The 22,291-nt window shown below is 67.0% G+C and carries 19 protein-coding genes, 5 tRNA genes and 1 other RNA gene; 19 read left to right on the plus strand and 6 right to left on the minus strand.

All coding sequences use genetic code 11. From position 1 onward, the window contains the following. Window positions 1-15: 15 nt before the first annotated feature. Together B842_RS00775 and B842_RS00780 are read left to right on the plus strand one after the other, a co-directional pair. Window positions 16-104, plus strand: a tRNA-Ser gene (locus B842_RS00775). A 1-nt stretch (window position 105) separates the two neighbouring features. Then, window positions 106-178 (plus strand) — tRNA-Arg (locus B842_RS00780). A 588-nt stretch (window positions 179-766) separates the two neighbouring features. On the opposite strand, the gene B842_RS00790 is transcribed toward B842_RS00780, so the two are convergent. After that, window positions 767-1,210, minus strand: coding sequence for a hypothetical protein (locus tag B842_RS00790; protein ID WP_040084647.1), 444 nt, complete (start codon window positions 1,208-1,210; stop codon window positions 767-769). 822 nt (window positions 1,211-2,032) lie between these two features. On the opposite strand from B842_RS00790, the gene mgtE reads away from it, so the two are divergent. The 3 genes from mgtE to B842_RS00805 all read left to right on the plus strand — a co-directional run bounded on the left by mgtE (window position 2,033) and on the right by B842_RS00805 (window position 5,377). Then, a complete protein-coding gene (gene mgtE, locus B842_RS00795) occupies window positions 2,033-3,391 on the plus strand; it encodes a magnesium transporter (RefSeq protein WP_040087165.1) in 1,359 nt (452 codons plus the stop codon). A gap of 222 nt (window positions 3,392-3,613) precedes the next feature. Beyond that, entirely contained in the window at window positions 3,614-5,218 is a 1,605-nt protein-coding gene (locus B842_RS00800) for an SLC13 family permease (RefSeq protein WP_040084648.1), read from the plus strand. Between the two features lie 86 nt (window positions 5,219-5,304). After that, window positions 5,305-5,377 (plus strand) — tRNA-Arg (locus B842_RS00805). Between the two features lie 123 nt (window positions 5,378-5,500). Here the strand turns inward: B842_RS00805 and B842_RS00810 are convergent. Then, window positions 5,501-6,508, minus strand: coding sequence for a prephenate dehydrogenase (locus tag B842_RS00810; protein WP_040084649.1), 1,008 nt, complete (start codon window positions 6,506-6,508; stop codon window positions 5,501-5,503). 37 nt (window positions 6,509-6,545) lie between these two features. Between B842_RS00810 and B842_RS00815 the strand changes: the two genes are divergently transcribed. The 6 genes from B842_RS00815 to tgt all read left to right on the plus strand — a co-directional run bounded on the left by B842_RS00815 (window position 6,546) and on the right by tgt (window position 11,877). After that, window positions 6,546-7,043, plus strand: coding sequence for a tRNA adenosine deaminase-associated protein (locus tag B842_RS00815; protein ID WP_040084650.1), 498 nt, complete (start codon window positions 6,546-6,548; stop codon window positions 7,041-7,043). Between the two features lie 41 nt (window positions 7,044-7,084). Beyond that, entirely contained in the window at window positions 7,085-7,516 is a 432-nt protein-coding gene (locus tag B842_RS00820; RefSeq protein WP_052437959.1) for a nucleoside deaminase, read from the plus strand. Window positions 7,517-7,583: 67 nt separating this feature from the next. Continuing rightward, the gene (locus B842_RS00825) at window positions 7,584-7,796 is read left to right on the plus strand and encodes a CsbD family protein (RefSeq protein WP_040084652.1); all 213 of its coding nucleotides are present in this window, start codon (window positions 7,584-7,586) and stop codon (window positions 7,794-7,796) included. Between the two features lie 66 nt (window positions 7,797-7,862). Beyond that, window positions 7,863-7,953 (plus strand) — tRNA-Ser (locus B842_RS00830). A 194-nt stretch (window positions 7,954-8,147) separates the two neighbouring features. Next, on the plus strand, window positions 8,148-10,640 hold the full coding sequence (locus B842_RS00835; protein WP_040084653.1) for an MMPL family transporter: 2,493 nt from the start codon (window positions 8,148-8,150) through the stop codon (window positions 10,638-10,640). Next, complete coding sequence (gene tgt, locus B842_RS00840; protein ID WP_040084654.1) at window positions 10,627-11,877, plus strand: tRNA guanosine(34) transglycosylase Tgt; 1,251 nt, start codon at window positions 10,627-10,629, stop codon at window positions 11,875-11,877. Before B842_RS00835 ends, tgt begins: the two co-directional genes overlap by 14 nt. 74 nt (window positions 11,878-11,951) lie before the next feature. Here tgt and B842_RS00845 read toward each other — a convergent pair whose 3' ends face one another. Further along, window positions 11,952-13,622, minus strand: a complete 1,671-nt coding sequence (locus B842_RS00845) for an RNA-binding domain-containing protein (protein ID WP_040084656.1) — start codon at window positions 13,620-13,622, stop codon at window positions 11,952-11,954. Between the two features lie 99 nt (window positions 13,623-13,721). Beyond that, window positions 13,722-14,375: a queuosine precursor transporter gene (locus B842_RS00850; protein WP_052437648.1), complete on the minus strand. Its 654-nt coding sequence runs from the start codon at window positions 14,373-14,375 to the stop codon at window positions 13,722-13,724. Between the two features lie 67 nt (window positions 14,376-14,442). Here B842_RS00850 and gluQRS point away from each other — a divergent pair, with 67 nt between their 5' ends. From gluQRS to aqpZ, 3 genes are read left to right on the plus strand one after another with little or no spacing between them, the layout of a single operon-like run. Next, a complete protein-coding gene (gluQRS, locus tag B842_RS00855) occupies window positions 14,443-15,348 on the plus strand; it encodes a tRNA glutamyl-Q(34) synthetase GluQRS (protein ID WP_040084659.1) in 906 nt (301 codons plus the stop codon). 10 nt (window positions 15,349-15,358) lie between these two features. After that, window positions 15,359-15,787 carry a PAS domain-containing protein gene (locus B842_RS00860; protein WP_040084660.1) on the plus strand — a complete coding sequence of 143 codons (429 nt, stop codon included), beginning with the start codon at window positions 15,359-15,361 and terminating at the stop codon, window positions 15,785-15,787. A gap of 57 nt (window positions 15,788-15,844) precedes the next feature. Next, window positions 15,845-16,582 carry an aquaporin Z gene (gene aqpZ / locus B842_RS00865; protein ID WP_082028474.1) on the plus strand — a complete coding sequence of 246 codons (738 nt, stop codon included), beginning with the start codon at window positions 15,845-15,847 and terminating at the stop codon, window positions 16,580-16,582. 128 nt (window positions 16,583-16,710) lie between these two features. On the opposite strand, the gene B842_RS00870 is transcribed toward aqpZ, so the two are convergent. Further along, window positions 16,711-16,796, minus strand: a tRNA-Ser gene (locus tag B842_RS00870). A 146-nt stretch (window positions 16,797-16,942) separates the two neighbouring features. Here B842_RS00870 and ffs point away from each other — a divergent pair. The 5 genes from ffs to B842_RS00890 all read left to right on the plus strand — a co-directional run bounded on the left by ffs (window position 16,943) and on the right by B842_RS00890 (window position 21,628). Continuing rightward, an RNA gene (gene ffs, locus B842_RS13335) (signal recognition particle sRNA small type) lies at window positions 16,943-17,039 on the plus strand. Between the two features lie 88 nt (window positions 17,040-17,127). Further along, window positions 17,128-18,399 (plus strand): aspartate aminotransferase type Ic, encoded by a 1,272-nt coding sequence (locus tag B842_RS00875; protein WP_040084661.1) that lies wholly within the window; start codon window positions 17,128-17,130, stop codon window positions 18,397-18,399. Window positions 18,400-18,408: 9 nt separating this feature from the next. Then, a complete protein-coding gene (locus B842_RS00880; RefSeq protein WP_040084662.1) occupies window positions 18,409-18,930 on the plus strand; it encodes a suppressor of fused domain protein in 522 nt (173 codons plus the stop codon). Window positions 18,931-18,956: 26 nt separating this feature from the next. Next, window positions 18,957-21,257 (plus strand): DNA polymerase III subunit gamma and tau, encoded by a 2,301-nt coding sequence (locus tag B842_RS00885; protein WP_040084663.1) that lies wholly within the window; start codon window positions 18,957-18,959, stop codon window positions 21,255-21,257. Window positions 21,258-21,304: 47 nt separating this feature from the next. After that, entirely contained in the window at window positions 21,305-21,628 is a 324-nt protein-coding gene (locus B842_RS00890) for a YbaB/EbfC family nucleoid-associated protein (RefSeq protein WP_040084664.1), read from the plus strand. Here B842_RS00890 and B842_RS00895 read toward each other — a convergent pair. After that, window positions 21,625-22,287, minus strand: coding sequence for a DUF6891 domain-containing protein (locus B842_RS00895; RefSeq protein ID WP_052437649.1), 663 nt, complete (start codon window positions 22,285-22,287; stop codon window positions 21,625-21,627). The two genes, B842_RS00890 and B842_RS00895, sit on opposite strands and share 4 nt — an antisense overlap. Between the last annotated feature and the right edge of the window lie 4 nt (window positions 22,288-22,291).

Below are 22,291 nucleotides of genomic sequence, written 5' to 3' on the forward strand. Positions count from 1 at the left end.
TTAACTGGTGGAGCTGGAGACGTGCCAGAGTGGCCGAATGGGGCTCCCTGCTAAGGAGTTGCCTGCTTTGCGGCGGGCCGGAGGTTCGAATCCTCTCGTCTCCGCGCGCCCGTAGCTCAACGGATAGAGCATCTGACTACGGATCAGAAGGTTGGGGGTTCGAATCCCTCCGGGCGCACGATGTGATGTCGTGGGACATACTTCCGGTATGTCCCGCGACATCGTTCCTCTCAGGGCCTTCCACCGTTGTCGGTGGGAGGCCCTGAAATTTTTTGCTGGTACCTCTTTGTCGGGTCGATGAGGAACTCCGCGAGGATGATGCTGGTGCTTGTGTCCACGGTGGTGACGTCCGGGCCGAGGAACACGGCCAGGACGGGATGGTCGTTGTAGCGGCTCCGACTTCATGGCTCGTCTACGTCAACTGGAAGCATGTGTGGCCACCTACCGGAACTACACCCTCGAGCAGAGAAATCCGGACTTACAGGGAAAACAGCCGACCACCCTCACGGGAGGTCGGCTGTTCGATTGTGGGGTCAAGCCCCGGCTTCCGTGTAGGTCAGGAGCTGAAGATCTCGGAAGAGGTCAATGCCGAGAGAAGACCACCTCCGACTGACATCTGAGCGAAGCTCTCAGAGAATCCGGGAAGGCTGGACAGAATCGCGGCACCCATGACGGCGAACCAGCTGTCGCCGGGGAGGCCAGTCATTGCGGCCCACTGCTCGGTAGCCTGAGCGAGAAATTCCATTTTAGTTCCTTTCGATGGTGACTATCGCGTATAGACGAGAGTCGCAGTGATGAGGTACTGGTTGAGCTGGACATAGGCTCCGTACTGCTTGCCGACGTTGGGCTCCGGAGAGACGTCGACGAGCTTTCGGTAGCGGGACTCGTATGAATTGGTGGGAAAAACCACCGTCTCGATTTCGATTCCGCGCGCAGCTGCATCCTTCTTGATCTGTTCGCGTACGACAGGTGTCGCCTCGGAGTAGAGCCGGGCGATATTGTCTGCACTTGCACTGTGGTTGTATCCCCGTGTGCGGAAGTGGCGGACGTATCCGTCGAGCACAGTGTCCAGAACCTTTTGTGCGTCACCGTAGTTGGTAACTGCGGGAGCGCTGCTGAGGCTGCTAGATGCCGCAGCGTGCGGGATCCCGGTAATTCCAGTCGTGGCGAGAGCCACGGCTAACGTCGCTGCAAAGAGCTTTCGCATCATGTATTCCTGTCTTCCAGTACTGGCTGTTAACCAGTGGAAATGGTGTTGACGACCGAAAGGCTATCGACGTCACGCGCTGATGCTACCGACCACTCAGCTGTATCAACGATAGGTGCTATCTGTTTACCCCCCGAAAGTATGCTGTGGATAATCTGCATGTTCGCTGATTGCGGTCCGGTCGCTGATCAAATCCCCGGCAGGGCTGCTCTGCCGCTGTGAGTGGCCGTCAACCAGTGAGTGTCGGTGTTGCTGACGCAGATTTGTACGAAGCTGAGGTCTCGGGGTGGCCGGCTGTAGTGAGTTCTGCTCGCGTGTGTAGGTGTACGTCTCCCCGGACTGCGGAGGCTGGCCACAGGTTGTCCCCGTGGAATTCCGCACATGGGCAAAAGAGAACCCGTCCCTTCTGGCGGCCCCTAGAGTCGTGATCGCGGGCTAACTGGCGCTGTGTCCCTCGTCGCTGGGAGTCCACCCGATGATCATGCGCAAGGGCGTCTGGTGGGCGGGAGGGCCGGGTGTGCCCATGGGTTCCGGTAGGTGACCAGTAATTGGACCTTGGGGCCGGACCAAATGTGAGGGTTTCGTTTGCGATATCGGGCTGACGTGGAGCATTCATCTCGGATTCACGCCGGCGGACAGTCTGTGCGTGTGGAGACGTGGTGTTGGGCGAGACTCGTGACATCCACTTTCGCACGGACTGTCATGACAACGGACTCGCCCTGCCCCGCCCCTCCCGCAGGGGCCGTTTCCGGTGGTCGATGGGGTAGCGTGGGCCTGCGGATGGGTCCGCGGGGAGCGGACCCCGAAATGCCGGGAGGTGTCATCATGACCGACGTCAACGTTCTCGAGCGCCTGGAGCGCATCATCCGTTCCGATGAGGGGGTTCCGCCGGAACGCGCGGCCGAACTGTCGGTGCTGCTGGATGAACCTCCGATCCAGGATGTCGTCGCCCTCGTGGAGCGTTCCTCCGCGACGCGGGCCGCGGTGGTCCTGCGGCTGCTGTCGCGGCGCCGCGCGATCGAGGTCTTCGACGCCCTCGACGCGGCCCATCAGGCCGATCTCATCGACGCGCTGGGCGACAACTCCGTCTACGAGTTCTTCGCGGAGCTGGACCCGGATGACCGTGTCTCGCTTCTCGACGAACTCCCGGCCGAGATCGCCGAACGCCTCATGCGCACCCTGGACGACACCGAACGTGACATCACGGGCGTGGTCCTGGGGTACCCGAAAGGGTCGGTCGGTCGTCGCATGTCACCGGAGGTGCCGCACATCTACGAGGACCTCACTGTCGACGAGGCGCTGGAGAAGCTGCGCCGGGTGGCCAATGAGGCGGAGACGATCTACACCCTGCCGATCATCTCGCGGGACCGGCTGCTCGTCGGCGTGGTCTCGCTGCGTGACCTGTTCACGGCGGAAGGGTCGACGGGGCTCGTCGAGCTGATGTCCAAGCCGGTGTTCGCCAACGCGCATGACGACGAGGAGGAGACGGCCCGTTGGTTCCTGCCGCTGGACATGCTGGCCATGCCGGTGGTGGACGACTCAGAGCGTCTCGTGGGCATGCTGACCTTCGACGACGCCGTCGACATCGTCGAGGAGGCGGACTCCGAGGATACGGCGCGTTCCGGTGCCCACGAGCCGCTGCAGCAGCCCTACCTGTCGACTCCGCTGGTGAAGATCGTGAAGTCGCGTATCGTCTGGCTGCTCGTGCTGGCGGTCTCGGCGCTGCTGACCGTCCAGGTCCTGGACACCTTCGAGGACACCCTGGCGGCGGCGGTGGTGCTCAGCCTGTTCATCCCGCTGCTGACCGGTACCGGCGGTAACACCGGCAACCAGGCGGCGACGACCGTCACCCGCGCCCTGGCGCTCGGTGACGTGCGACCGCGGGACGTCGTGTCCGTGGCGTGGCGTGAGATCCGCGTGGGCATGCTGCTCGGCGCGGTGCTCGGCAGCATCGGTTTCCTGCTGGCCACCGTGGTCTACGGCCTGAACATCGGCATCGTCATCGGTTCGACCCTGCTCATGGTGTGTACCTTCTCTGCGACGGTGGGTGGCGTCATGCCGATCATCGCGAAGAAGGTCGGTGCGGACCCGGCGGTGTTCTCCAACCCGTTCATCTCGACGCTCTCGGATGCGACGGGTCTGATCATCTACTTCCTCATCGCGAAGTCGGTCATGGGGCTGTAGATTCCCCACTCCCCCGAACTGGGGGTGCCTGGCCCCGGGGGTGAGGCTGTTCCCGCTGGTCACGCCGCGAATATAAAGTGGAGTGACCAGTGGTGCGCGATTGGCGAAAAGCGTCGTCCTGCACTTATGTATGGCTTAGGAAGTGCTGTCATTTCTGCACTGTCACTTCGTATCTACTGTCCATTGACCAAGAACACCGAACAGAAGGATCGTGCACCCACCATGAGCACTCCTCACTCCGACGTGGAGAACCGGGAGGCAGCGGTCGCGGTAGAACCCGCACCGGGCGACCTGTCTGACCCTCGTGATCCCCGCGAATGGCACCGCCAGGCCTTCGGACTCATCCTCGGCCTGGCCCTCGCGGCTCTCGTCTACTTCATCTTCCCGTCCGACGCCCCCGAGACGGTCCTGCAGTCCACCGGCGCCGACCCGGAGGTCGACTACTCCCACCAGGCGATGCGCATCGTGGCGGCCACCACCGTCCTCATGGGCGCCTGGTGGATGACCGAGGCCATCCCGCTGGCCGCCACCGCGCTGCTGCCGATCGCGATCTTCCCGCTCGCGGGTGTCGCCGGTTTCTCCGCCGTCGGCTCCCCGTACGCCAGTGCCACCATCTTCCTGTTCATGGGTGGCTTCCTGCTGGCCCTGGGCTTGCAGCGCTGGAACGTGCACCGCCGCATGGCGCTGGCCGTGGTCCTGGCTGTGGGCACCAGCCCGAAGCGCCTGATCCTGGGCTTCATGATCGCCACCGGCTTCCTCTCCATGTGGGTGTCGAACACCGCGACGGCCGTCGTCATGCTGCCGATCGGCCTGTCCGTGCTGTCACTGACCGCCGGCCTCGTCGGCGGCATGCGCAAGCAGAAGAAGTTCGCCACGGCCCTCATGCTGTCCATCGCGTACTCCGCGTCGATCGGCTCCCTGGGCACCCTCATCGGTACCCCGCCGAACGCCCTGCTGGCCGGCTACATGTCCGAGGCCCACGGCATCGTCATCGGCTTCGGCCAGTGGATGCTGGTCGGCGTGCCGCTGGCCGCCGTGTTCACCGTCATCGCGTGGCTCGTGCTCATCACCGTGTTCAAGCCGGAGATGGACGAGATCCCGGGTGGCCGTGAGCTCATCCGTGAGGAGATCCGCAAGATGGGCAAGTGGACCCAGCCGCAGATCTCGGTGGCCATCATCTTCGTCATCGCCGCCCTGTCCTGGGTCTTCGTCCCGCTCATCATGGACTGGACCGGCTCGGCCCTGGGCTACAACGACGCCATCGTCGGCATCATCGCCGGCCTGCTCATGTTCGCCATCCCGGCCGACGCCAAGTCCGGCGTCCGCCTCCTGGACTGGAAGACCGCCAACGAGCTGCCCTGGGACGTCCTGCTGCTCTTCGGTGGTGGCCTGTCCCTGTCGGGCATGTTCACCGCCACCGGCCTGTCCCTGTGGATCGGTGAGAAGGCCAAGGCGCTCGAGGTGCTGCCGGTCTTCCTGCTCATGGCCGCCGTCGCCCTGCTGGTCCTGGTGCTCACGGAGTTCACCTCGAACACCGCCACCGCCGCGACCTTCCTGCCGATCATGGGTGGTGTCGCCGTCGGTATCGGTCTGACCGCCGCCACCGAGATGAACATCCTCCTGCTGACCATCCCGGTCGCCCTGTCCGCCACCTGTGCCTTCATGCTGCCCGTCGCGACCCCGCCGAACGCCATCGCCTTCGGTTCCGGTTACGTCAAGATCGGCGACATGATCAAGGGCGGCGTCTGGCTCAACGCCATCGCTGTGGTGCTCATCGCCCTGGTGTCGTACTTCGTCGCCATCCCGGTGTTCGGCCTCATCGTCTGATAGGGGCTCTGACCAGGCGATTTGTTAGTTTCGACTACTGCCATGTAATGTTACTTCTCGTTGCAAGGCAGTAGCCGAAACAACAGGCGCCCGTAGCTCAACGGATAGAGCATCTGACTACGGATCAGAAGGTTGGGGGTTCGAATCCCTCCGGGCGCACAATTTCTTTCAGGGCCTCCCACCGGCAACGGTGGGAGGCCCTGACCGTTTGGTGTGACACCGGGGCCCGGACCGACGTGGTCCAGCCCCCGGTGTCACACGGAACGGTCAGGGACGCCAGAATCAGAAGATGTCGATGCGCCCGCCCAGGGACTCCGCCTGCACGAGCTGGTTCACCCAGCCGGGGGCGCCGGGGTTGAGGCGCAGCAGCGGGCGGGAGGAGATCTTCACGGGGGAGACGGACTCGCCGCGGGCGCCGTGGCGGGCCTCGAAGCGGATGCGGGCGGCGTAGCCGGCGTCGGCGAGCTGGGAGATGTCGGGGCGGGGCTTGGCCAGGGACGCGCGGGCGTCGTTGAGCAGGTCCAGCGCCTCGTCGAGGGCGACGACGACGGCGTCGGCGTTGGTCTCGCACATGGCGCGCACGAGGGATGGCTGGGTGCCGGCGACGCGGGTGGAGTCGCGGAAGCTGCCGGCCGCCAGGGACTGCGCGAGGGCGCCGCCGTTGTCGCCGACGATGGCCAGCACCTCGGCGAAGACGTGCACGACGTGGGAGATACGGGCGACGGCGGCGTCGTGGTGGTCGACGCGGGCGGGGATGGCGTCGGCGCCGACGGCGAGGATCATGCGGACCACGTCGGTCCACAGGGCGATCCACTCGTCGGAGGCCTCGGGGGCGTGGTCGTACGTGATCACCCAGGCGGCGCGGGTGAACAGGCCCTCCTGGGAGGCGCTCCAGCCGGAGTCCGCGGTGCCGGCCATGGGGTGCCCGCCGACGTAGCGGTCCTCGAGGCCACGTTCCTTGACGAGGGAGTACACCTCGGCCTTCACCGAGACGACGTCGGTGAAGCCGCAGCTGGGGGCGTGCTCCATGATGGCGTCGAGCATGCCGGGGATGGCGGGCATCGGTGCGGCCATGACGATGAGGGCCTTGTCCTCCTCGGCGCGGCGGAGGGTGGCGATGAAGTCGTCGGAGGCGTCGAAACCGGCCTCCGCGGCGGCGCGGGCCCCGGCCCCGGAGCGGTTGTAGCCGTAGACGTGGGCGCCCTGCGCGGCGAGGTCGCGCAGGAGGGAGCCTCCGATGAGGCCCAGGCCGAGAATGCAGATGGTGCGGGAAAGGTTCGTCGAGGTCACCTGACAAGTGTCGCACAACCGGACTAGTCTCACCGGTATGGAACACGAGGAGTATGGCCAGAGCTTCGCCGTCACGGTCACGCGCGTCGACGGGGAGTGGGTGGTGCGCGCCTTCGACGATGACTTCTCCTCGTTGCAGACGTCGGTCCGGGCGGTCCGGGCGCTGCGCAGCGAGGGTCCGGCCTTCGCGCTGCTGTGCGTCGACGACGACTACTTCGTCATCGTCCGTCCCACCCCGAACGGCGTCCAGGCGCTGCTGTCCGACGCGACGATGGCGGTCGACGACGATTTCGCCGCGGAGGTGCTCACGGAGCTGGACGCGGAGATTCCGGATCTGGACCCGGATGAGCTCGATGACGTCGACGGCTGGCCGGACGGGGACTTCGAGCTGCTGGCCGACATCGGCCTGAGCGAGGAGGTGCTCGGCGTCATCGCCGACGACGAGGACCTGTGGCCCTCCCAGCAGCTGCTGCGGATAGCGGAGGAGCTGGGCTTCGACGAGGAGCTTCTCGACGTCACCGGGATCGACGATTGATCCTGCCCCGGGAGGAGGGTCTCGTCCGGGCGGAGCGCCTCATGCGGAGGGCCCTCGAGGTCGCGCGCACGACCCCGCCGGGTGACGTCCCGGTCGGGGCGGTGGTCTACGGTCCTGACGGCAGGGAGCTGGCGGCGGCCACGAATCGTCGGGAAGCGGACGCCGACCCCACCGCGCACGCGGAGGTGCTGGCGATCCGGGAGGCCGTGCGGCGGCACGGGGACGCGTGGCGCCTGGAGGGCTGCACGCTGGTGGTCACCCTGGAGCCCTGCACGATGTGTTCGGGGGCGCTGCTGGGGGCGCGGGTGGGGGAGCTCGTCTTCGGGGCGTGGGAGCCCAAGACGGGCGCCTGCGGTTCGCTTCTCGACGCCGTCCGCGCCCCCGGCCAGCTCCACCGCCCGCAGGTGCGCGCCGGGGTCCTCGAGGGGGAGTGTGCGGAGCTGCTGAGCGGCTTCTTCGAATCGTTACGTTGATGTTATGCATGGATCGCCATATGACCGGTACGGTGGGATCTACATCACATCAACGAAAGGATATGTCATGAGCATCGGAGACAAGGCGGAGAAGCTCGGCGGCAAGATCAAGGAGGGTGTCGGCAAGCTCACGGACAATGAGCGCCTCGAGCACGAGGGCAAGGCCGACCAGACCAAGGCCGACATGAGGGAGGCCGCCGAGGAGGCCGGCAAGAGCGTCAAGGAGGCCGGGGACCGCGTGCTCGGCTCCGTCCAGGACGCGAAGCGCGACCGCCACTGAGTGAGATTTGGCGCGCCACGACAAGCTGGTTTAGTCTTGACCGAGGTCGGCTTTCCGGCCAGTCAAGGTGGCGTGTCCGAGCGGCCGAAGGTGATCGCCTCGAAAGCGATTGTTGGGTAACCCCCAACCGAGGGTTCAAATCCCTCCGCCACCGCCATGTGATGTCGCGGGACGTACTACGTCCCGCGACATCGTTTCTTTTCAGCGGCCATTTCGTGTGACACCGGGGCCCGGACCGACTCGTTCCGGGCCCCGGTGTCACACGGAACGGTCGAGGCCTTCGGTGATTCCGGGCCGTCTCGGTAGACTGGCCGTGTTTGGTTGTCTGTCATCTGAGGAAGCCCATCCACCGTGGCTAAATTACTGTTCAAGCTGGGACGCTGGTCCTTTCACCGCAAGTGGGTCGTCATCGTCCTGTGGCTGGCGGCGCTGGCCGGTGTCGCCGGCGCCGCGGTGACGTTCCAGAAGCCCTTCTCCAACGAATTCTCCATCGGCGGCACCCCGTCGATTGACGCGACCTACACCCTCGTCGAGAAGTTCCCCGAGGGCGGCAACCCCGTCAACGCCGCCGGAGTGAACGTCGTCTTCGCCGCGCCCGCGGGGGAGAGGCTGGAGGACCCGCACAACTCGGCGGCCATCGACAAGGTGGTCACCCACATCCGGGACAACCTGCCGGACCTGACCGGCACGGAACGCTTCGGCAACCCCGTGGAAGTCTCGCCCGCGCTGCAGCAGGGCGTCATCGAGATGATGACCGAGCAGGGCCTCCCCGAGGAGTCCGCGCGTGACGACGCCGAGAACCTCGCCATGCTCTCCGACGACGGCCGCATCGGCTACACCACCTTCACCATCGACGTCCCCTCGTCGATGGACGTCACCGACGAGCACCGGCGCATCGTCAACGCCGCCATGGACCTCGGCCGCGCGGAGGGTATCGAGGTGGAGGCCGGCGGCGCCGGCTTCGGTGACCCCATCGAGGTGAAGACCACCAGTGAGATCGTCGGCCTGGCCATCGCCTTCGTGGTGCTCATCGTGACGTTCGGCTCCCTCGTGGCCGCCGGTCTGCCGGTGCTCACCGCGGTCATCGGCGTGGGCATCGGCGCGCTGGTCATCATCATCGCCACCGCGTTCGTCGAGCTCAACAACATCACCCCGGTCCTGGCGGTGATGATCGGCCTGGCCGTGGGCATCGACTACGCCCTGTTCATCCTGTCGCGCTACCGCGCGGAACGGCAGCGGATGCCCGCCGACGAGGCGGCGGGCATGGCCGTGGGCACCGCCGGCTCCGCGGTCGTCTTCGCCGGCGCGACCGTCATCATCGCGCTGGCCGCCCTGACGATCGTCAACATCGAGTTCCTCACCGCCATGGGCCTGTCCGCGGCGTTCACCGTGTTCGTGGCCGTGCTCGTGGCGCTGACGTTCATCCCGGCGCTGCTCGGCGTGCTCGGCGACCGGACCTTCAAGGGGCGCGTGCCCGGCGTCGCCGGCAACCCCGTCCGCCGGGGACGGGGCGTGAGCCGCACCAGCGAGCGCCGCCGTCGCCCCACCATGGGCAACCGCTGGGTCCGCTTCGTGCGCCGCGTCCCGGGCCTCGTCATGGCGGTCGTGGTGCTCACCCTCGGCGCGCTGTCGTACCCGGCGCTCAACATGGAGCTCTCGCTCCCCTCGGACTCGACGTCCAACCTCGACACCACCCAGCGCAAGTCCGCCAACCTCCTCGCCGAGGGCTTCGGCGCGGGCATCAACGCACCGTTCCTCGTCATCGTCGACGCCGACGACGTCAACCCCGACGCCCCGGCGCTGCAGCCGCTCGTCCGGGCGCAGGAGGCGATGGCTCCGGAGGGGGAGACGGTGGACCGTCGGGAAGCAGCGGTGACCGCCTCCTACATGTACACCGTCGGACAGCTCAAGAACGTCGGCGGCGTGAAGCACGCCCAGCTCGTGGGCATGAACCCGGACACCAACGGCGCCCAGATCCTGGTCACCCCGTTCACCGGCCCCGACGAGCAGTACACCACCCAGGTCTCCCACGCCCTGCGCGAACAGGGCGCGCAGATCGCCGACGCCACCGGCGCCGCCATCGGCCTGACGGGCCTCACGGCCGTGCAGATGGACATCACCGAACGCCTCTCCGAGGCCATGCCGGTCTACCTCGGCATCGTCGTCGGCCTGGCGGTCTTCCTGCTGCTCGGCGTGTTCCGCTCGGTGCTGGTGCCGCTCGTCGCCGGCCTCGGCTTCCTGCTCTCGGTCGGAGCGGCCTTCGGCGTCACCGTCCTCGTGTGGCAGGAGGGCCTGTGGGACCTGGTGAACACCCCGGCGCCGCTGATCTCCTTCATGCCGATCTTCCTCATCGGCGTGACCTTCGGCCTGGCCATGGACTACCAGGTCTTCCTGGTCACCCGCATGCGCGAGCACTACATCAACCTGCGGGTGAAGTCCCACGAGAACCCCGACCCGGACGTCCCCCGCGCGGTGTCCAAGCTCGACGCCCTCGAGGAGTCCACCATCGTCGGCTTCACCCGGGGAGCCCGCGTGGTCACGGCGGCCGCGCTCATCATGATCGCCGTGTTCATCGCGTTCATCGACCAGCCGCTGCCGTTCATCCAGATCTTCGGCTTCGCCCTCGGCGTCGGCGTCTTCTTCGACGCCTTCTTCGTCCGCATGGCACTCGTGCCCGCCACGATGTTCCTCCTGGGCAACGCCACCTGGTGGATCCCCCGCTGGCTCAACCGGCTCATCCCCCGCATGGACATCGAGGGCACCGCCCTCGAGAAGGAGTGGGAGGCCCGACACGCGGCCGAACAGCTGCACCGCAAGGAAATGGAGAAGCATGAGCAGGTCTGACCTGTCGTTCACCCTCGGCACCGAACTGGAGTCCGCGCCCGGCCGCCACGGCCGCACCGGCACGATCCACACCCCGCACGGTGACATCCGGACCCCCGCGTTCATCCCCGTCGCCACCAAGGCGACCGTGAAGACCCTCACCCCCGAGCAGATCGAGCAGACCGGCGCGCAGGCGATCCTCTCCAACGCGTACCACCTGTACCTGCAGCCCGGCGCCGACATCGTCGACGAGGCCGGCGGCGTCGGCCGTTTCGAGAACTGGTCCGGCCCGACCTACACCGACTCCGGCGGCTTCCAGGTGATGAGCCAGGGTTCCGGCTACCAGAAGGTCATCTCCATGGACTCCTCCGACGCCGCGAACGGGCACCTCCCGGCGAAGAAGAACATGGCGAAGGTCGACGAGGACGGGGTGAACTTCACCAGCTTCATCGACGGCTCCCGGCACCGCTTCACCCCTGAGGTGAGCATGCAGATCCAGCACCAGCTGGGCGCGGACATCATCTTCGCCTTCGACGAGCTGACCACCCTCATGGACACCCGCGCCTACCAGGAGGCCTCCGTCGACCGCACCCACCGCTGGGCGCAGCGCTGCCTCGACGAGCACGACCGCCTCACCCGGGAACGCGCCGACAAGCCCCTCCAGTCCCTCTGGGGCGTCGTGCAGGGCGCACAGTACGAGGATCTGCGCCGCCAGGCCACCCGCGGCCTCGTGCAGCTTTCCGACGCCGCCGTGGACGCCGGCCGCCGCGGATTCGGCGGCTACGGCATCGGTGGGGCCCTGGAGAAGGAGAACCTCGGCACGATCGTCGGCTGGGTCTGCGACGAACTGCCCCGCGACAAGCCCCGCCACCTGCTGGGCATCTCCGAGCCGGACGACATGTTCACCGCCATCGAGGCGGGCGCCGACACCTTCGACTGCGTCGCCCCCACGCGCCTGGCCCGCCGCGGCGGCGTCTACACCCTCGACGGCCGGATGAACCTGGAGGGGGCGCGCTTCAAGCGGGACTTCCGCGGCATCGACGAGGAGTTCGGCGGCTACGTCTCCGAGAACTACTCGCGCGCCTACATCCGTCACCTGTTCAAGGCGAACGAGTTCCTCGGCATGACGTTGTGCACGATCCACAACCTGCAGTTCATGATCCGCCTGGTGGACAACATCCGCGACTCCATCGAGGGTGGCTACTTCGAGGAGTACCGCGCCGAGTTCATGGGCCGGTACTACGCTAACCGGCGCTGAACTGCATGTTTGATATTTGCAAACAGAATGCATCGCAGAACGCGCTGTTTGATTCTGTTTGCAATGTTGTTTGATTAGGACGGTCGGACGTAGCGCGTGCCTCGGCCACGCCCCTCCATCACGAGCTCGCCGGTGTCGACGAGCTCCCGTAGAAAACGGTAGGCCTGCTGGCCACTGATTCCGCAGGTGTCCGCTGCCTGCGTGCGGTTGATCGAGCCGAAATCATCAACGTATGCCAGGAGGAGCTGGGCGGCCCGTGTCTCGTCGACCTTGGTGGAGCGGACGAAGTCTCCTCGGCGGCCGACGATGTCATGGAATACAGGGCCGAGGCGGTACTGGTTGCCGCGGGCACCGGGGATGATCGCCACCAGGCCGAAGTCGGCGAGTTCCGTCAGTTCACGGCTGATACGCTGTGGCGATTCGGACAGTCGTTCGGCCAGGCCGCTGGCGTGTGACGGGCCGTCGTTTCGAAGGGAGCGGATCAGGCGCAGGGAACGAACTGACAGCTCGGGGTGGGACTGCGTCCAGCGGGCGGTGAAGGCGGCGAATTCGCGGTCAGCGACGGTCACAGGTAGTCCGACGGACACGATTTCATCGGTGGTGCCGTGGAAGTCCGGCTCCATGTGGCCGCTGGTCAACATGGACTCGAACATGATCTTCACGCCACGTCCGCTGCGCTCGACCAGTCCAGCGCGTTTGAAGGCATCAGCTAGTGCGGGACTGCGGGGTGTCGATGCGTCGAAAATTGTGTCCAGGGTGACCGGCCGGGGAAGACCGCCGGGACTGGTCACACGGAACTCATCGTCGTCGAGCCTGATCTGGATGGGTCCAAGCATCGTGTAGTCGCGGTGAACGAGTGCATTGGCGACAGCTTCACGGCTGGCACGTTCGGGCAGGTTGACCAGTCCGATGCGCAGGATTCCCACAGTGATCTCGTCCTCATGGCGATAGGGCTCGATCCGGTCGGCAATCTCCTCCATGACCTGGAACAGGGGCCCGCGGGTGCGGAAGTTCACCTTCACGGCAGTACCCGCGAAGATTTGCAGAAGCACCTCGTGATTGGGAATCCACCGGGCCAACGCCGGGAGGGTGCCGAAGAGCAGGACGGCACCCAGTTTCACCGGGTCAGCTGAATCATCATAGAGTCCCATTCCCCGGAGTATTTCCTCGTCGTCGAGCTGAGACAGTGTCTTGTCTCCCGGGCCGGCAGCGATGAGTTTGCGAAGACGGTTGAACTCGGACGGGTCAAGGTCATCGAGGGTCGCGCCGATCGCGGGGAGTGTGGCCCAGTCCCTGGCATGGGCGGTGTGGTACTGGCTGAAGAGGTAGGCGGGGTCCATCGCAAGGCACTGGGGGTCACCCGTCGCGCGTAGTACGCGTCGCTGGTAGACGCCGTGTTGGGTGGCGATCGGCGTGGTGGAACGGGGCACCTCGATCACCAGTATCTCAACACCGTCAGTGTTGATCAGGTGGGCGACGGTGGCGAGTGAGGGTCGGGTGTTGTGCTGGATAAGCGACTCTATCGCCCGTGGATCGGTGCCTGTCTTGTGCCACGGGTATGAGCCGGATACGGTCCCGTCGTTTTCGACCCCGATGAAAATATGGCCACCCTGGCCGTTGGCCATGCAGGCCACCGCTTCGACCAGCTTGCGGTCGTTGAGGTCCTGGGAAGAGCGGCGTCGTTTGAATTCAACTGTGAGGGTTTCGCCGCCGGAAATGATTCTCAACGCCGTGTCAGCATCCATGGGCCCATTCTACCTGCATGTTTGATATTTGCAAACAGGATGCATCGCAGAACGCGTTGTTTGATTCTGTTTGCAATGTTGTTTGATTGGGGCGCGTCGCTAAGACGCGTAGCCCTCGCGACGCTTCACCCACCCGATGACTGCGTACGTGACCGGCAGCAGGAGCACCTCGATGAGGGTCTTCCACAGGAAGCCGACGATGACGTAGTTGACCAGGTCCCCGCCCGTCGTGATGCCGATGACCGGCGCCGCGATGACGCAGAACAGCAGGGTGTCGCCGAACTCGCCGACGACGGTCGAGCCGATGAGGCGCGCCCACAGGGACTTCTCGCCGGTGCGCTGCTTGATCTTCACCAGCACCCAGGAGTTGAGGAGCTGGCCGACGACGTAGCCGGCCAGTGACGCCACGACGATCTGCGGTACCAGGCCGAGGACGTGGGCGAATTCGGGCTGGGATTCGTAGAAGTCGGCGGCGGGCAGCCAGATCGCCACGTAGAAGGAGACGACGGCCAGCAGGGTCACCGCGAAGCCGGTGAAGATGGCGCGGCGGGCGGCCTTGAATCCGTAGCACTCGGCGAGGACGTCGCCCAGGACGTAGGCCAGCGGGAAGAGGAAGAAGGCGCCGTCGGTGATGAGGGGGCCGATGGTTACGCCCTTCGTCGCCAGAATGTTGGAGATGAGGAACACCGCGACGAAGAACGCCACGATGACGGGGTACAGGGTGGGCTGGAGGGGGATGAACCGGGCAGTCATCCCCTGCCCAGGTGCGGGATCAGGAGTGTTCACGGAGGAAATGATCTCACAGCACTAATCTGGAGTCATGACTGAGCACGCTGGACGCTACGCCCCTTCGCCGAGTGGGGACCTGCACTTCGGTAACCTCCGCACCGGCCTCATCGCCTGGCTCTTCGCGCGGACGACGGACCGGAGGTTCCTGCTGCGGGTGGAGGACATCGACACCCAGCGTTCCACGATCGACTCCGCCCACCGGCAGATCGATGACCTGCTCACCCTCGGTCTGACCTTCGACGGGGACATCCTCTACCAGTCGGACCGTTTCCCGGCCTATCAGCGGGCCCTGGACATGCTCACGGCCCGGGGGCTGGTGTACGAGTGCTACTGCTCGCGCAAGGACATCCAGGATTCGCCGCGGGCTCCGCACGCCCCGGCGGGTGCCTACCCGGGCACCTGCCGGGACCTGACGGAGGGGGAGCGGGAGGCGCGTCGTGAAGCACTCGCCGCGGAGGGGCGCACGCCGGCGCTGCGCCTGCGTGCCGACGTCGCCGAGTTCACCATCCACGACCGCTACCACGGCGCGTACACCACGGAGGTCGACGACTTCGTGCTGCGCCGCGGCGGCCAGGACCCCGACTGGGCGTACAACCTGGCGGTGGTCGTCGACGACGGTTTCCAGGGCATCGACCAGGTCGTCCGTGGCGAGGACCTGCTGCCGAGCACGCCGCGGCAGGCGTACCTCGCGACGCTGCTGGGTATCGAGCTGCCCGAGTACGTCCACGTGCCGCTGGTGGTCAATGAGCAGGGGCAGCGGCTGGCGAAGCGCGACGGCGCGGTGACTCTCCGGGAGATGCTTCTCGACGACCCGGTGTTCAAGGTCGTCGAGAAGCTCGCCGCCTCCCTGGGGTATCCGGGGGTGAACACGCTGCACAAACTGCTGGAGGTGTTCGATCCGGAGGATCTGCCGCGGGAGCCGCTCGTCTGGCGGTAGATTTGTCCGTATGAACCTGGACAAAATCGCCACCCGCATCGTCGCCGACACCCTCGATGCCGTCATCTACTGCGACCGCTCCGGCACCATCCGTCTCTGGAACGCCGGCGCGGAACGCATCTTCGGCTGGACCGCCGAGGAGGCCGTCGGCCAGAACCTCGACATCATCATCCCGGAGAAGCACCGCAAGGTGCACTGGGCCGGCTGGGAACGCGTCATGGAGACCGGCGAGACCAAGTACGGCGCCGACCCGCTGGCCGTGCCCGGCCTCCACAAGGACGGCTCCACCATGTCGCTGGAGTTCTCCATCCTGCTGCTTGCCGACGACACCGGCTACATCGAGGGCATCGCCGCCATCCTCCGCGACGTGTCCCGCCGCTGGAAGAGGGAGAAGGAGCTCCGCGCGCGGGTCCGCGAACTCGAGGCGCAGAAACCTTAGGGACGACTAAAATCTGAGGTACCCCTACCCAGCATTGGAGTCACCGTGCACACCAGCATGACCTCCCGCCTCGCAGCGGAATTCCTCGGTACCTTTGTCCTCGTATTCGGCGGCGCCGGCAGCGCCATCTTCGCCGCCTCCGTCCTGGCAGGCGACACCATCAACATGGGCATCGGCTTCGTCGGTGTCGCCCTCGCCTTCGGTCTCACCGTCCTGACCATGGCCTACGCCGTCGGCCACATCTCCGGCGGCCACTTCAACCCCGCCGTCACCCTCGGCGCGGTGCTGGCTGGCCGCGTCGAGCCCGGCGCCGTCATCCCGTACTGGATCGCCCAGCTCATCGGCGGTATCGCCGCCGGTGGCGTGCTCTACCTCATCGCCTCCGGCAAGGAGGGCTTCTCCGCCGTCGAGTCCGGCTTCGCGACGAACGGTTACGGCGCCCTCTCCCCGGACGGCTACTCACTGGTCGCCGTCCTCATCGCCGAGACCGTCCTCACCGCGATCTTCCTGTACGTCATCCTCGGTGCCACCGACAGGCGCGCCCCGCAGGGCTTCGCCCCGATCGCCATCGGCCTCGCGCTGACCCTGATCCACCTCGTGTCGATCCCCATCTCCAACACCTCGGTCAACCCGGCCCGCTCCCTCGGCGTCGCCGTCTACGCGGGTTCCGAGCCTCTCATGCAGGTCTGGGCCTTCTTCCTCGCCCCGCTGCTGGGTGCGGCGATCGCCGGCGTCACCTACAAGTTCGTGTTCCCCGACGAATCCGACCACGTCATGGAGGAGATCGGCCGCTGACCGTTTCGTGTGACGCCGGGGCCCCGAACCAACTGTTCGGGGCCCCGGCGTCACACCACATGGTCAGGGTCTCGGTCCGGAAAAGCAATGATGCCGCGGGACGTGGTACGTCCCGCGGCATCAGACTGCGGAGGATGTGGGATTTGAACCCACGAGGGTATTGCTACCCGCACGCGTTCCAGGCGTGTGACATAGGCCGCTAGTCGAATCCTCCTGAGCACCTGCAACCGTGGTTGCTGTGTTCTCGTGAAACAGTACACAACATGACGGGGAAAACACAAATCGCAGGTCATGGTGGGGAAAGGGGCGTCGATAAGCAGGGGAGTTGGCGGCCCGGTGCCGGGATGGGTTACAGTTGTGCGCAGGATCCCGTGCGGCGTTTATCTTGTGAACTCCCCCAGGGCAGGAATGCAGCAAGGGTCAGCGAGCTCTGACGGGTGCGCGGGATCCCCTTTTTTGATTCGGGGGCCGGGGGAAAAGTCACCGCGGGGAGAACGCGTCTATCATTGTGGCCGAAGACACCCGATGGAAGGCAGGCCCCTCAAGTGACGCTCCTCGATTTCGATTCCGACCGTCTCGCAGACTTCGCGGCGCAGGTCCGCAAGGAATACGACGACCTCAAGGCCAGGAACCTCAAGCTCGATCTGACCCGCGGCAAGCCGTCGTCGGAGCAGCTCGACTTCGGCGAGGCCCTCCTCGCGCTGCCGGGCGAGGGCGACCACGTCGACGCGGACGGCCAGGATGTCCGCAACTACGGCAACCTCAAGGGCATCCGCGAGATCCGCGAACTCTGGGCCGAGGTCCTCGGCATCGACGCCGCCGACATCATCGCCGGTGACGCCTCCTCGCTGAACATCATGTTCGACCTGGTGACCTGGTCCTACCTCTTCGGCAACAACGACTCCCCGCAGCCGTGGCGCAATGAGGAGAAGGTCCGCTGGATCTGCCCGGTACCCGGCTACGACCGTCACTTCACCATCACCGAGACCCTCGGCTTCGAGATGGTCACCGTCCCGATGCTCGAGGACGGCCCCGACCTCGACGCCATCCGCGAGCTGGTGCAGGACCCGCAGGTCAAGGGCATGTGGGCGGTGCCGATGTTCGGCAACCCGACCGGCATCACCTTCTCGGAGGAGGCCTGCCGCGAGCTGGCCGCCATGGAGACCGCCGCCCCGGACTTCCGCATCGTGTGGGACAACGCCTACGCCGTGCACACCCTGACCGAGGAGTTCCCGCCGATCGTCGACATCGTCGGCCTGGCCGCGGAGGCAGGCAACCCGAACCGCTTCTGGGCGCTGTCCTCCACCTCCAAGATCACCCACGCGGGCTCCGGCGTCAGCTTCCTCAACTCCTCCCAGGAGAACCTCGACTGGTACCTCGGGATCGCCGGCGTCCGCGGCATCGGCCCGAACAAGGTCAACCAGCTGGCGCACGTCCGCTACTTCGGCAACGCCGAGGGCGTCCGCGCCGTCATGCGTAAGCACGCCGGCTCCCTGGCCCCGAAGTTCGACCGTGTCCTCGAGATCCTGGAGGAGCGCCTCGGCGAGTACGAGGTCGCGCGCTGGACGCGACCGGAGGGCGGCTACTTCATCTCCCTCGACGTCATCGACGGCACCGCCTCCCGCGTCGTCGAGCTGGCCAAGGAGGCCGGCATCGCGCTGACGGGCGCCGGCTCCTCCTTCCCGCACAAGGACGACCCGAACAACCGCAACATCCGCCTCGCGCCGTCGCTGCCGCCGGTCGAGGAACTGGAGGTCGCGATGGACGGCGTGGCGACGTGCGTGCTGCTGGCGGCCGTCGAGAAGCTGGGCGCCTAGGAGCCTCCGATGAAGCGCGACGACACCATCTACTGGATCGACCAGCTCCTCCCCGCTGAGCTGCAGACCAGTGACAGGGTCGTCACCGCCGACCTCGGCGACGGCCAACGCGTCGCCGTGACGGTCGGCTTCGCGGACGTCGACACCGGGCTCGTGACGGTGGAGGACGGCACCGACGTGCGCTCCGAACTCATCATCGTCGGTCGGGCGACGGAGCAGCAGCTCACGTCCGTGCTGCACGCCGCCTGGGCCGCCTTCGAGGGCGGGGACCTCCCCGCCCAGCCCGGCACCCTCCTCCCGCAGCTGGACGCCGACCTCGAGGGCGTCAGCGTCGCCCACGGGATCTGCGTCCCGCCCTACCTGTGGGGTGGCGAGGTCCCGCGCGTCACGGAGGACGAGCGGCTCACCGTGCTCCTGCAGCTGGTCATGCTCACCGACGCCGAGTACGCCTACGCCGCCGAGGAGGGCGCGGCCGCCCTGCAGCAGGCGCTGGGGGAGGCCGGGATCGACCTTCTCGACTGGCAGCGCTGACCCGCCCGCCGGGTAAGGTTGGCGACGTGGCTCTCTACAGGAAATACCGTCCCGCCTCCTTCGCCGAGGTCGTCGGCCAGGAGCAGGTGACCCGACCCCTGTCGGTGGCCCTCGACTCCGGCCGCATCAACCACGCCTACCTGTTCTCGGGTCCGCGGGGATGCGGCAAGACGTCGTCGGCACGCATTCTCGCGCGGTCCCTCAACTGCATCGAGGGGCCGACGTCGAACCCCTGCGGCGTGTGCCCCTCCTGCGTGTCCCTGGCCCCCGGCGGCCCCGGCAACCTCGACGTCACCGAGCTCGACGCCGCCTCGCACCGCGGCGTCGACGACATGCGTGAACTCCGCGACTCCGCCATCTTCGCGCCCGCGGAGTCCCGCTACCGCGTCTTCATCATCGATGAGGCGCACATGATCACCCGCGAGGGCTCCAACGCGCTGCTCAAGATCGTGGAGGAGCCGCCGGAGCACCTCATCTTCATCTTCGCCACCACGGAGCCGGAGAAGGTCATCGGCACCATCCGTTCGCGCACCCACCACTACCCCTTCCGTCTGCTCACCCCGCAGGCGATGCGTGGACTGCTGCAACGCACCGTCGAGTCCGAGGGCGTGCCGGTCGACGACTCCGTCTACCCCCTGGTCATCCGCGCCGGCGGCGGCTCCCCGCGTGACTCGCTGTCGATCCTCGACCAGCTCATCGCCGGTTCCGGCCCCGACGGCCTGACCTACGACATCGCGTTGCCGCTGCTGGGGGTCACCGACCTCTCGCTTATCGACGCCACCGTCGACGCCCTCGCCGCCGGCGACCGCGCCGCCCTGTTCACCACCGTCGACGACGTCATCGAGGCCGGCCACGACCCCCGCCGCTTCGTCGAGGACCTCCTCGAGCGGCTCCGCGACCTCATGATCCTGCAGGCCGTCCCCGAGGCCTTCAACCTCGGGCTTGTCGACGCCCCCACCGACCGCGCCCCCATCCTCGCCGAGCAGGCCGGCTCCTTCACCGCCGGGCAGCTCGCCCACCTCGCGGCGACCGTCAACGACCGCATCGCCGACATGCGCGGCGCCACCTCCCCGCGCCTGCTGCTGGAGATCCTCTGCGCCCACCTGCTGCTGCCGGTCGCCCCGGTGCAGGGAGCCGGGGGAGTGGCGGCCGCTGCTGCACCCGCCGCCCAGGTCGCCCCTCCGCAGCCGACGCCGGCCCCCTCGGGCAAGGTCTTCGAGCGTCCCTCCGTGCGCAGGGCCCGCGAGGCGGCTGAGGCAGCGAAGGCGGCTGAGGCCGCCCCGGCCGCCCCGGCAGCGGAGCCCACGAAGGCCTCGGAGCCTGTGAAGCCGACGGGGCCGGTGACTCCGGTGGCACCCGTGGAGGAGAAGCCGGTCGTCGAGAAGCCGGTGGACCCCGTCGAGGTGGTCCGCGCCAGCTGGGCGACGGTCCGCGAAGAGGTGTCCCGCCGGAACAAGGTCGCGGGCATCATGCTCGCCGAGGCCCGCGTACTCGGCCTGCGGGAGGACACCCTTGTCCTCGGACACAACACCGGTGCACTGGCCGAGAGGCTGAATGCGGAGTCGAACAACACGGTGGTCGCGAAGGTGGTGTCCGAACATGCCCGCCGGGAGCTGAAGGTGCAGTGCGTGATCGGCACAGACCCCACCGCCGCCGGTTTCAGCCCGACCCCTGCGAAGCAGGAGACCTGGAAGCCGCACCCCCCGGTTGCGCAGCCCGAACCCGCCGAGGCCCCCGAGGAGCCTGAGAGTCCGGCCCCCACCTGGGGTAGACCGCGTGATGTCGGCGATGCCACCCCGCCGCCCCCTGCGGCTCCGGCCTCCACCTGGGGGAAGCCCCGTGATCTCGGGGGTGACTCCACCTCGCAGACCCCGGCCCCGCAGCCGGCACCCGCGGCCCCGGCCCCTACCTGGGGTAGGCCCCGCGATCTCGGAGGCGACTCCACCCCGCAGCCCCCGACCCCGACTCCGACACCTGCACCGGAACCCGAGCCCGAGAAGCCGTCGTGGCAGCAGATCGCCGAGCGCGGACGTGCCAACGCCGCCCGTCAGGCCGCGGAACGGGCCGCCCGTCCCGCCTTCGACGATGGGGTGCCCCTGCCGCCGGAACCGATGGACGACCCGGAGATGGTCCCCCCGGAGGACCACACACCGGTACCGCAGTCGCCCCAGCCGCCCCAGCCGCCCCGGCAGGACGCACCCTCCCGCCGCGAGGAGGAGGACGAGATGGTCGAGGCCGCGCAGGAGCCCGGCACCTACGACCGTCGGGACGCGACCACCATCGCCGTGGAACTGCTGGAACAGGAACTCGGCGCACGTCGACTGTGAGTCGGTAGGATGGCCGTCGGAAAAAGCAACCGACGAAAGGTAGACCCATGACCCAGCCGGACATGTCCCAGCTCCTCGCCCAGGCCCAGGAGATGCAGGCCAAGCTGCAGCAGGCGCAGCAGGAGATCCTCGCCTCCGAGGTCACCGGCACCGCCGGCAACAACCTGGTCACCGTGACCATGACCGGCGGTGGCGAGGTCACCGACGTGACGATCGACCCGCAGGTCGTTGACCCGGAGGACGTCGAGACGCTGCAGGATCTCGTCCTCGGCGCGTTCCAGGACGCCCACCAGAAGGCCGGCAACCTCGCCGCCGAGAAGATGGGCCCCCTGTCCCAGGGCGGTGACCCCTTCGGCGGGATGCTCGGCTAGAGCGTCGCGAAGTAGTCGACGTCGGTGAGCAGGATGCGGGCCCCCGGATTCTCGTCCCACTCGACGTCGATGCCGTGCCTGCGCAGGACGGGGATGACCTCGTCGCGCATGAGCCCGACGGTGAGGCGCTGGTAGGTGGCGTCCTTCTCCGCCTCGCTGAGCGCCTCCCACTCGCCCGCGCTGAGGTGGGAGTCGAGGAAGACGCCGTACCCGATGTAGGTCGCGCGGTCCTCGATGAGCCTCTCGGTGTCCTGCTCGTGGTAGTAGACGAAGCCGCGGGCGTCGGGCATGTCCTCGCGCTCGTCGACGATCTCCGCGTGGGCGCAGGTGCCGCAGCAGGTGAAGTCCTCGCGGGCGAGGACGCCGATGGTCTCCAGTTCGGCGAAGGCCTGCGTGAGGCGGGACGTCGGCTGTGCGCCCAGCTCGTCCTGCTGTCGACGGCGCAGCGCGAAGAGGTCGTCGACGAAGGCGCGGGTCTCGGTCTCGTCGACGTCCGGCAGCTCCTCGCCGAGTGCGTCGAGGTAGTAGCCGGGGTCGGATTCACCCCGCACGACGAGGGACCAGAGGTAGTCCGCGAGGTAGTCGCGGTCCTCCTCGTCCATCGGCCAGTGCGCGGGAAGGGCGTAGTCGGCGGGACGGGTGTTCCACGGGTGCGTCATGGCC

This window comes from Corynebacterium humireducens NBRC 106098 = DSM 45392, assembly GCF_000819445.1.
GTDB classification, from domain to species: domain Bacteria; phylum Actinomycetota; class Actinomycetes; order Mycobacteriales; family Mycobacteriaceae; genus Corynebacterium; species Corynebacterium humireducens.

Bases quoted from the DNA above. Each gene is read 5' to 3' on its own strand.
- B842_RS00790 (WP_040084647.1), bottom strand. From the start codon at position 1,210: ATGATGCGAAAGCTCTTTGCAGCGACGTTAGCCGTGGCTCTCGCCACG.
- mgtE (WP_040087165.1), top strand. From the start codon at position 2,033: ATGACCGACGTCAACGTTCTCGAGCGCCTGGAGCGCATCATCCGTTCC.
- B842_RS00800 (WP_040084648.1), top strand. From the start codon at position 3,614: ATGAGCACTCCTCACTCCGACGTGGAGAACCGGGAGGCAGCGGTCGCG.
- B842_RS00815 (WP_040084650.1), top strand. From the start codon at position 6,546: ATGGAACACGAGGAGTATGGCCAGAGCTTCGCCGTCACGGTCACGCGC.
- B842_RS00820 (WP_052437959.1), top strand. From the start codon at position 7,085: ATGCGGAGGGCCCTCGAGGTCGCGCGCACGACCCCGCCGGGTGACGTC.
- B842_RS00825 (WP_040084652.1), top strand. From the start codon at position 7,584: ATGAGCATCGGAGACAAGGCGGAGAAGCTCGGCGGCAAGATCAAGGAG.
- tgt (WP_040084654.1), top strand. From the start codon at position 10,627: ATGAGCAGGTCTGACCTGTCGTTCACCCTCGGCACCGAACTGGAGTCC.
- B842_RS00845 (WP_040084656.1), bottom strand. From the start codon at position 13,622: ATGGATGCTGACACGGCGTTGAGAATCATTTCCGGCGGCGAAACCCTC.
- B842_RS00850 (WP_052437648.1), bottom strand. From the start codon at position 14,375: ATGACTGCCCGGTTCATCCCCCTCCAGCCCACCCTGTACCCCGTCATC.
- gluQRS (WP_040084659.1), top strand. From the start codon at position 14,443: ATGACTGAGCACGCTGGACGCTACGCCCCTTCGCCGAGTGGGGACCTG.
- B842_RS00860 (WP_040084660.1), top strand. From the start codon at position 15,359: ATGAACCTGGACAAAATCGCCACCCGCATCGTCGCCGACACCCTCGAT.
- aqpZ (WP_082028474.1), top strand. From the start codon at position 15,845: ATGACCTCCCGCCTCGCAGCGGAATTCCTCGGTACCTTTGTCCTCGTA.
- B842_RS00880 (WP_040084662.1), top strand. From the start codon at position 18,409: ATGAAGCGCGACGACACCATCTACTGGATCGACCAGCTCCTCCCCGCT.
- B842_RS00890 (WP_040084664.1), top strand. From the start codon at position 21,305: ATGACCCAGCCGGACATGTCCCAGCTCCTCGCCCAGGCCCAGGAGATG.
- B842_RS00895 (WP_052437649.1), bottom strand. From the start codon at position 22,287: ATGACGCACCCGTGGAACACCCGTCCCGCCGACTACGCCCTTCCCGCG.